This is a genomic window from Nostocoides sp., from assembly GCF_035343835.1.
Lineage (GTDB): Bacteria > Actinomycetota > Actinomycetes > Actinomycetales > Dermatophilaceae > Nostocoides_A > Nostocoides_A vanveenii.
This window is the reverse complement of the sequence record NZ_DAOQZV010000356.1, coordinates 1-2,266: the sequence shown is the minus strand read 5'-3', so window position 1 is coordinate 2,266 and position 2,266 is coordinate 1. Positions and strand designations below refer to the sequence as shown.

3 protein-coding genes and 1 pseudogene are annotated in these 2,266 nt (G+C 71.4%); 1 reads left to right on the top strand and 3 read right to left on the bottom strand.

Annotated elements, in window-relative coordinates:
• A pseudogene (locus PKH97_RS16040) lies at window positions 1-331 on the top strand (hypothetical protein); the annotation flags it as partial.
• Between the two features lie 380 nt (window positions 332-711).
• Here PKH97_RS16040 and PKH97_RS16035 read toward each other — a convergent pair.
• The 3 genes from PKH97_RS16035 to ccsB all read right to left on the bottom strand — a co-directional run.
• On the bottom strand, window positions 712-903 hold the full coding sequence (locus tag PKH97_RS16035) for a hypothetical protein (protein ID WP_324388612.1): 192 nt from the start codon (window positions 901-903) through the stop codon (window positions 712-714).
• Between the two features lie 322 nt (window positions 904-1,225).
• Complete coding sequence (locus tag PKH97_RS16030; protein ID WP_324388611.1) at window positions 1,226-1,501, bottom strand: DUF4229 domain-containing protein; 276 nt, start codon at window positions 1,499-1,501, stop codon at window positions 1,226-1,228.
• Window positions 1,502-2,266: c-type cytochrome biogenesis protein CcsB (gene ccsB, locus PKH97_RS16025; RefSeq protein ID WP_324388610.1), on the bottom strand; the 765-nt coding region annotated here is incomplete at its 5' end. It abuts the gene before it with no gap.

The window sequence follows — 2,266 nt, the reverse complement described above, 5'->3', positions numbered from 1 at the left end:
CGAGAATGGGGGCCGGCGCGCGGAATGGCCCGGCCGTGGCCGGTCGGAACGCGATTGCTCGCGGCTTAGGCCTCCGGTCCGTGAGTCCACCCGCGCCGGCACGCCCACCTCGGCGCGGCCGTCCCCCTGGCGGCTGGTCTGGGGCCTGGGCGTCGTCAGCCTCTCGGCGGACATGGTCTACGAGGGCGCTCGCTCCGTCTACGGCCCCGCGCTGGCCGCGCTTGGTGCACGTGCTGCGGTTGTGGGCCTGGTCACCGGGGCGGGTGAAGCGGCCGCGCTCGTCCTGCGCCTGGCCTTCGGCCCGCTCGCCGACCGGACGGCGCGCTACTGACCGCTGACGATCGCCGGCTAGGCCCTGACCTGCATGGCCGTGCCCCTGCTGGCCGTCGCGCCGAGACTTGGCGCCGCCGGCCTCGCGGCGGCCATCGTGCTCATCCTGCTCGAACGCACCGGCAAGGCCATCCGCAGCCCGGGCGAAATCCGCCCTCCTCGCCGACGCCGCCGGGAGCCTCGCTCGCGGCCGCGGGTTCGGGGTGCACAAGGCGCTGGATCAGACAGGCGCCTTCGCCGGGCCCTTGCTGGTCGCCGCCGTCATCGCCGGTGCCGGGACGTTGTGGCCGGGTTTCGCCGTACTCGGTGCCCTCGCCCTGATCCTGCTGGCCTACCTGCGCCGCGCGGCGCCCGACCTCGGCGCACCGGCCCGACCCGCAATCACCCCGGGACCGCGGCCGCACCCGGCTCATCGACCACGCCGGCTCTCCCTCCCACATCAGCAGCCACCCACTCGGACCCACCACCGCGGCCCGGCCGCGGGTGGATCGCGGCCGCCACCGGCGGCAACCTGCCGCGCGCCTTCGTCACGTATGCCGTGGCCACCAGCTTGACCACGGGCGGCCTGGTCACCTTCGGGGTGCTCGGCTATCACCTGACCACTCTGCACGTGATCGCCACCTCGGCCCTCCACCGGACTGGTCATTGCGGTCGCGCTGACCCAAGTCCTCGCGCTCGGTGTGCTTGCGACCTTGCTGGCCGCCCGTCGCGCCTGAGAATCAGCGCGCCTGGCGATCAGTCGCCGTGGCGCGATCACGCCCTCGCCAGTGGAGGAGTTGCGGCCGGGTGATCGCGGCCGACCACGCGATCGCAGCCGCCACGGGCGATCAGCCGCGGGGGCGGATCAGCCCCCCCGGGCCGTTGGCAGCACCGCGCGACCAAAAGACCGACGTGGTCAGCGGAAGTCGGCGTCCGAGTCCTGCACGACGCGGTCCTCGATCTCCTCATCTGTTGCCCCATGCCGCGCGGCGCGCGCTTCGGCGTGCCGGGTGAGATTCTCGATGGTCTGCTCCCGGAAGGGCCGCAGCGCGAAGTACGAGATCACGGTCGACAGCACGGCGGCGCCGACGAGCAGCCAGGGCCGCTGATCGTGCGCCCGGAGCCCGACCAGCCACAGCAGGGCCAGGCAGCCGAAGAAGACGAGGAAACGCAGGAGGGTGTAGCGGACCATCTAGAGCCCCGAATAGCTGTGCTGACCGACGAAGTACATATTGACGATCGAGTAGTTGACGATGATGCAGCCGAACCCGGCGAGCGCGATATAAGCGGCGCGCTGCTTGCTGATGCCGGTCGTCGCCCGGGCGTGCAGATAGGCGGCGTAGACGACCCAGATGATAAAGGTCCAGACCTCCTTGGGGTCCCAGTTCCAGTAGGACGCCCAGGCCTGCCGCGCCCAGATCGCCCCGGCGATCAAGGTGAAGGTCCACAGCGGGAAGGCGATCACGTGCAGGGCGTAGGAGAGGCGCTCCAGCTCGCGGGCGCGGGGTAGCACCCGCATCAACCGGGCACCCATACCGGTGCCGGGAGTCCCCGCCGCCGCCTTGGCCTCGGCCCGGTCGGCGAGCAGATAGAGCACGGTGACCATGGCGGCGAGCGTGAAGACACCGACCGAGATCGTCGCTACCGTGACATGGATGACCAGCCAGTAGGACCGCAGGGACGGCAGCAGCTGGGCCGCCTCGGTGTACCACAGCGTCACCGCCATCCCGAGCATGAGCAACACCGGAGCCGTCACGAAGACGCCGAGCCAGTCGACATTGCGACGCAGGCCCCACAGACAGAACGCCAGCATGACCACCAGCGACGCGGCCGTCACGAACTCGTAGAGATTGCCCAGCGGGGGCCGGTGCACCGACGCGCCCCGCATGATCACGGCCGCGGCGAGCAGGAGGGTCGCGAGCCAGGCGAACATCCGCGCGGGGCCCGCTGCCTTGCG